Below are 7,480 nucleotides of genomic sequence, written 5' to 3' on the forward strand. Positions count from 1 at the left end.
AGCGCTTTGAGGCGGGCACCGGCGCTCTTCGCACGCCGGGCGTCGAGAAGGATCCGCCGGAGTTCGTCGTTGAGGCAGGTCCGGCACGCAGTCGTGCTGTCCAATGACGACCCCGCCGGCTCGGCCGTGACGCGGCGGGGCACTGCCCACGCACCTGACCCCTCGCCGATCGCCGCGCTCGACGCGCTCGTCGCCTGCTTCGGACTCAGCGGATTCGAGCGTGACCTCGTACTCCTCACGGCGGCAGCCGAGTTGGACCCCACGACCAACGCGAGGTGCGCAGCGGCCAGCGGCGACCCGGAGCGGGCCCACCCCACCTTCTCCCTCGCGCTCGCCGCGCTCGACGCACCCCACTGGAGCGCCCTCACCCCCGTAGCGCCCCTGCGGCGGTGGCGGATCGTCGAGCTCGACGACGAGTCCCGGCTGACCACCTCCCGGCTCCGGCTCGACGAACGCATCCTGCACTTCCTGGTGGGCTCGCCCTATCTGGACACCCGGCTGCACGGACTGCTGCGCCGCACCGCCGCGCCGGACGCCCTCCCCGCCTCGTACGGCCTGGCCGCCGACCGCGTCGCGGCCGGATGGGCGGGCAGCACGCGCCGTGTGGAGCTGGTCGGTGGCGACCTGCGGACCCGTACCGACATCGCGGCGTCGGCCGCACGCCGCTCCGGGCTCGGCCTCTATGAGATGGCCGCCGACGACATCCCCACCGACCCGGCCGAGCGGGACCGGCTCGCACGGCTGTGGCAGCGCGAGGCGGTTCTGCTGCCCGCCGCGCTGCTGATCGAGGTCGGTGACATGGACCATGAACAGGCCGCCGCCGCGGAGGCGTTCATCGAGAGCGCCGCCGTTCCGCTCGTGGTCGCGAGCCCCGATCCGCGCCGGACGGCACGGCCGCGCGATGAGCGGGTGACCGTGCCGGACCTGGACGCGGACGAGCGGCTCGGCGTGTGGTCCGACGCGTTCGCGGGCGTGCCGGAGGTGTCGGAGGGTGATCTGCGCGCCCTGGTGGAACAGTTCTCGCTGCCGCCGCATCTGGTGCGCTCCGCCGGAGCGGCCGTCGTACGGGATCTGCCCGGTGAGGACGAGCTGGACGCGGCGGGACTGGCCTGGCAGGCAGGACTGACCGAGGCCCGGATGGGCATGGACGAACTCGGCCGCAGGATCGAACCGCAGGCGGGCTGGCGCGATCTGGTGCTGGCCGAGCGGCAGTTGCGGGTCCTGCGCGAGATCGTGGCCCATGTGCGGCAGCGGCCGACGGTCTACCAGGAGTGGGGCTTCGCCGCGACGCTGCGCCGCGGTCTCGGCGTGACCGCCCTCTTCGCCGGCGGGTCCGGGACCGGCAAGACCCTCGCGGCCGAGGTGATGGCCAAGGAACTGGGCCTGGACCTGTTCGTCATCGACCTGTCCCAAGTCGTCAGCAAATACATCGGGGAGACCGAGAAGAACCTGCGCAAGGTGTTCGACGCCGCCGAACGCGGCGGCGCGCTGCTGCTGTTCGACGAGGCCGACGCGCTGTTCGGCAAGCGCAGTGAGGTCAAGGACAGCCACGACCGTTACGCCAACCTCGAGGTGAGCTACCTGCTGATGCGGATGGAGGCGTACCGCGGTCTGGCGATCCTGACGACGAACATGAAGCAGGCGCTGGACACGGCGTTCATGCGGCGCATCCGGTTCGTCGTCGACTTCCCGTTCCCCGGTGAGAGCGAACGGGCGGAGATCTGGCGTCGGGTGCTGCCCGCGCAGGCGCCGATGAAGGGCGTGGACCCGGAGCTGCTGGCGCGCCTGACCGTGGCCGGTGGTTCCATCCGCAACATCGCGCTCTCGGGCGCGTTCCTCGCCGCCGAGGAGGGTGACCGGCTTCAGATGCGCCACATGCTGGAGGCGGCGCGCACCGAATACCTCAAGCTGGACCGCTCCCTGACACCCTCGGAGGTCCACGGATGGGTCTGAACGAGGCGCGACGCGAGGACCCGCGCGCCGTGCGTGTGGACATCGGTGAGCTGGTGCTCGACGGCTTCGGCCGCGGTGTCGATCCGGAACGGGTGTCGGCGGCGTTCCAAGACGAGTTGTCCCGGCTCGTGCGGGAGCGGGGGGTTCCGCTGGCGGCCGACGGCGGCCGGGCTCTGGAGGGGCTCGCCGGGCTGCCGCCGCTGCCCGCGACGGCCTCGGCACGCCGACTCGGCCAGGAGCTGGCGCGCGCGGTGCACGAGGGGCTCTGCGGCCGGGGCGAGGTGACGGAATGAGCACCTCCCACTCGCAGGAGACCGGCGCCGACCGGAGCGGCAAGCGGCGCAAACGCAAGGAACGTGTCACCTCGCACGCCCCGGAGCCGAAGAACATCGTCAGCGGCGCCGGCCAGCCACTGGACGTGAGTGTGCGCCGGGAGCTGGAGGAGCAGCTCGGGCACGACTTCGGCCGGGTGCGGCTGCACACCGACCGGGACGCGGGCGCGCTGACCGAGATGCTCGGCGCGGACGCGGTCGCGGTCGGACAGGACATCTTCTTCCGCGAGGGGGCGTACCGGCCCGGCACGCCCGACGGACGCCGGCTGCTCGCCCATGAGCTGCTGCACACGGTGCAGAACCCGCACGGTCTGGGCGCGCTGCGCGCGGGCCGTGATCTCGGCGCGGTGAGCCTGCCGCAGCAGGCCATGGAGCGCGAGGCGGAGTCGGCGGCACAGGATGTCGTGCGGGGCGAGGAATCGCGGCCGGACAGGGAGGCGGCAGTCGCGGAGGGGCAGTCGACCCCCGGCTGGCTCCGCTACGCGACCGTGGACGCCGACCGTGCCCGGCTGGAGCAGCTGGATCCGGCGACGCTGGTGGACCGGTTGGCGAACGGCGTGCTGCGTTCGCTGCGCGGTGACCCGCGGGACCTGTCGGGCCGTGTGCGGTGGGAGCTCGGCCGGCTCTCACCGCAGTTGCAGGACTCCGTGCTCGGCCGGCTGGAGGCCCGGCTGCTGACACCTGAGTACGACCGGCTGCTCGACCTGGTGGAGGAGTCGGAGACCGGCCCCGAGAGCCTCACCTCGGCAGGGGTGCCCGCGCCCGAGATCGACCTCTTCGAGGAGTTGGGTGTCGAGCGTACGCGGTGGAAGCGTGCGCAGCAGGGCGCGCGCGGATCCGACGAGCAGCGCGAGGCGGACGCCCGCGAGGAGGCGAAGGAGGCCGCTGCCCGGGACTCCGGACGCAGCAGCGACCGCAGCCGGGCCGCTGCCGACGCGGCGGCGGAGGACCAGGAGGCGGCGCAGCGCCAGGAACAGGAGGAGGAGCGCGCCGAGTCCCGCAAGCGTGCCGACCAGGAGCAGAAGCAGGAGGACGAGAAGCAGTCCCAGGAACGGCAGCGGGTCGACGAGGCCTCCGACGAACGGGCCCAGGACCAGCAGGAGGGCACGGAGCGGACGAAGGAGGAGCGCAAGGCGCAGCGCGACCGGGAGGAGCAGGACCCGGAGCAGGCCGGCGCACCCGGCGCTGACAAACGCAAACGCAACGACGACGCGACAAAACCCGCGGCCGGCTCGAAGCGGGAGGACGTCGACCCGAAGGCGGGGGCACAGCCCGGTCGCGTGCGGCCGGAGAAGGTGGACGAGCGGGCCGAGCAGCGCGACAGCGCCCTGTCCGAGCACGGCCTCCACGAACAGGACGAGAGCGAGGACGAGCCGCGCGAGGAGGAGAAGCCGCTCGGCCTGGAGGCGGGCGCCGGGACCGAGATCGGCACGGACCGGGAGGGCGACGAAGGGCGTGACGGTGCCCGTCGCGAACAGGAGCTGAAGCCCGAGGACCATCTGCCGGACACGGATCCGGATCTGTCCGGCATCCCGACCGCGGACCGGACGAAGCCCGGTGAGGCCCAGCCCTCCGTGCCGGCCTTCCCGGCCCCGCCGCCGACCAAGGCGGAACGCGTCGCGCAGGAAAGGGAGAAGGAGCAGGAGGAGCAGGACGAGGACACCGCGGCTCCCGAGGCGAAGGCACCCGGCCAGGACGAGGGCACTGTCGAGGGCGAGGCCCCGCAGCCCGAGGGCGGCCCTGCGGCGGAGGCACAGGATCGCAGCGCGAAGGACCTGCAGACGGAGCAGTCGACCGAGCAGGAGGTCGGGCCCGATCCGGAGACGACCGACAAGGAGCGGCAGGAGCCGGAGGCCGAGAAGCCGGAGCCCGCGCAGGACCAGGAGAAGCAGGCCGCCGAGCCGGCGGAGCGCGAGGACGGGCCCGACGCCCGGGACGAGCAGCGGCAGTTGACCGAGCGCGGGCAGCTGGAGACACGCCGGGGAGCGGCCGGCGCGCCGCAGAGCGTTGCCGACGGGCCGTCCGTGTCCACGATGTCGTCTCCCGGGCCCGCGACGACGCGGCCGGCCGGTGCCGAGCCGCAGAGGACGTCCGTCGAGGACCGTAACCCCTCCCCCGCGGCACGCCGCGAGGCGGAGCCGCCCAAGCCGGAACGGGAGGCGGCCGGTCCGAAGAGCGGCATCCCGAAGGAGACCGGGCCCGGAGCGACGCCTCGGGGCACCGTCGGCCGGAACGAACCGGCGGGCCCGACCGCCGCCGCGGGGCCCGGCGCCGCACCGTCGGCCGCCCAGGCAGCTGTGAGCCCGGTCGCCGAGCAGGCCGCCGGCCCGGCCGCGATGGGCGCCCCGGCACCGGAGGGCGCTCGGCCCGCGCCCGAAGCGTCGCTGGAGAAGGACGGCGGGGGCTGCGCACCGCCGGAGCCCGCGGCGGAGAAGGAAGAGGCGGGGGGCAGTTGCGGCGGAGGCGGCGGCGCGGCGCCGGAAGAGAAGAAGGACGAGGCGCCACCGGACGTCTCCGGCCAGGACCCCAAGGCCGCGATCGGCACCGTGAGCAAGCTGGCGCCGGACCAGGCGGCTGCCGCCATGCCCGGCGTGGACGCGGCGGCGGACAAGAAGGTCGGCGAGGAGCAGCGTCGTCTGGCAGCCCGCCCGCCCACGCGTGAGCGCCCTTCCGGTGCGCCGCGTACGCAGTCCGGCCCGCCGGAGGCGGCCCCGCCGGCCGCCGCGGTGACCGGCAAGGTCGAGAAGCTGGGGCCGCAGGAGCAGGGGGACAAGCAGCAGGCGAAGGGCAGTGAGAAGGCGGCCGGCGCGAAGCCCACGGACAGCTCCCCCCCGCCGCCCATGCCGGTCGCGGCCGAGCTGAGCGCCGACGAGGCGAAGAACGTCGAGGCGGCGGCGGACGCCGTGCCCACCGTCGACCCGGAGCTGCGCAACAAGACGGTCGGCCCCGCGCCCAAGATCCGGCTGGAGGGCGCCAGCGACCCCAAGCGCACGGACGACCAGGCCAGGGCCCTCAAGGAGAAGCAGGCCGACATCCAGCGCACGGGACGCGACGACGCCGCCAAGCCGATGGGCGAGGACCAGATCTTCCCCGACGCGCCACGCGAGCAGCTGGTCGGCAAGGCGACGGGCCGCGTGGGCGGCAAGGGCCGCGCCGGCGGGGCGAACAAGGGCTCGTCGGCCAAGCCGGGTGTGGGTGCGGTCGCGCAGCAGGAGCGCGGCGGCGAGATCCAGGGGGCGGCGGGCCAGGCGCAGGGTGATGTGGCCGCCAAGGAGAAGGAACAACAGCAGGGCGAACAGCAGGCCAAGCACGAGAAGCAGACCGAGATCGACCGTGAGGTCGCGCAGAACGCCGAGAAGCAGACGGCGGAACGCGGCAGGACGGCGGAGCAGGCGCAGCGGGAGCGGGAGAGCTGGCGCTCCGAGCAGGACAAGAAGATCACGGACGCGGACACCAAGTCCGAGAAGGAGCACGGCGAGAAGAACAAGGAGATCGTCAAGGCCCGCGACGACAAGGACAAGGAGGTCAACGACAGAAAGGACAAGGACAACCAGCAGATCGACACGGAGCGCGAGAACGCGGAGAAGGAGGCGGAGAAGAAGAAGGAGGAGAAGAAGCCCTCCGGAGGCTTCTTCGGCTGGATCGCCGACAAGGTCAAGGGCTTCTTCAACGCGCTCCTGGAGGCGGTCACCGCGGTCTTCGACGCCGCGCGCAAGGCCGTCAACAGCATCATCGACACGTTCAAGGAGTGGGCCGACAAGGCCATCGACTTCGTACGTGATCTCGCCATCAAGGCGATCAACGTGCTGGCGGATGCGCTGATCGCCATCGGGGACGTGCTGCTGGCGGCGTTCCCGGAGCTGAGGGACAAATTCCGCAAGGCGATCGAGGGTCTGCGGGACAAGGCGATCGACGCGGTCAACAGGCTTGCGGACGGCCTGAAGAAGGCCGTGAACGCGCTGCTGGACGCGCTGGCGGCCGGACTGAACAAGCTGCTCGACGTCCTCGAGGCCGGCCTCAAGGCCGTCATCAAGGCGTACGAGGCGGTGATCCTGGGGGCGATCAAGTTCGCCCAGGCGGCGATCGAGGCACTGGGCAAGTTCGCCGCGCTGGTCGCGGACATCGCGCCGGACCCGGGCGGCTGGCTGAGCAAGGCGGGCAGCTCGGCGAAGACCGGAATCCAGGACCATCTGTGGGGCGCGATCAAGACGGGCGTCAAGCGGTGGTTCGACACGAAGGTCGAGGGAATCCTCGGGCTCGGCAAGACCGTGATCGACGTCCTGGTGAAGGGCTGCGTGTCGGTCAAGCAGATCGGCAAGATGGCGTGGGACGCGATCATCGCGTCGCTGCCGATGATGATCGCGTCGATCGTCATCGAGAAGGTCGTCTCGATGCTGGTGCCGGCGGCGGGAGCGATCCTGACGATCGTTCAGGGCCTGATGGCGGCATGGCAGAGCCTGAGCTCGATCCTCACGGCGTTCGGCAAGTTCTGGGCCTACCTGAAAGCGGTGAAGGCGGGCCCCGCGGCCTGCCTGTTCGCGGAGGCGGTCGCGGCGGGGATCGTGGCGCTGCTGGACTTCATCGCCAACTTCCTGATGATCCGCCTGGCGGGCGCGACGAAGGGCGTCGGCAAGCGCCTGAAGGCGATGGCGCAGAAGATCATGCAGGGCCTGAAGAAGACGGGCAAGGGCGCGAAGAAGGCGGCGGGCTCCGCGGTCAACAAGGCGCGGGACGCGATGCGGAAGGCGAACGAGGCGATGCGGAGGCCGGCGACGGCGCCGAAGCCGAAGGCGGCGCCGTCGCCGAACCCGAAGAGTCCGGTCAAGCCGAAGGACACGGCCACACCGAAGGGGCCGGCGAAGCCGAAGGACACGACGCCGGAGCGGTCGAAGGACCAGTCTCCGAACAGGGGGCAGACCCCTCGCAAGGACACCACCCCCGAGGCGCCCACGAAGAAGAAGGAGATCGAGGGCCCGAAGCCCACCAGGCCGAAGAAGCCGAAGTCGCCGCTGGGCAACGCTCTCGGCAGGGCGAAGCGGGCGGTCAAGTCCGCACTGAAGAAGGTGCGCAACGCGGCGAAGACGCTGGGCAAGAAGCTGAAGAAGAGCCGGCCGGGCAAGGCGCTGAAGAACAGTGCGGCCAAGCTGCGGAACGCGTTCACGAAGAGGCGCGACCGGCTGCGCGGCAACAGGAAG

Annotated in this window: 3 protein-coding genes; all 3 read left to right on the forward strand. The window is 72.1% G+C overall.

Translation table 11 applies throughout. The features are described 5' to 3' along the window. Positions 1 to 126: 126 nt before the first annotated feature. Positions 127 to 1,953, forward strand: a complete 1,827-nt coding sequence (locus tag ABZ070_RS33955) for an AAA family ATPase (protein ID WP_356639655.1) — start codon at positions 127 to 129, stop codon at positions 1,951 to 1,953. Further along, complete coding sequence (locus tag ABZ070_RS33960; protein ID WP_356639652.1) at positions 1,944 to 2,246, forward strand: hypothetical protein; 303 nt, start codon at positions 1,944 to 1,946, stop codon at positions 2,244 to 2,246. Before ABZ070_RS33955 ends, ABZ070_RS33960 begins: the two co-directional genes overlap by 10 nt. Next, positions 2,243 to 7,480, forward strand: a 5,238-nt coding sequence (locus ABZ070_RS33965; protein WP_356639653.1) for a DUF4157 domain-containing protein, incomplete at its 3' end; no start/stop codon positions are given. The genes ABZ070_RS33960 and ABZ070_RS33965, both read left to right, overlap by 4 nt.

It is taken from the genome of Streptomyces sp. NPDC006283 (genome assembly GCF_040613325.1).
Lineage (GTDB): Bacteria > Actinomycetota > Actinomycetes > Streptomycetales > Streptomycetaceae > Streptomyces.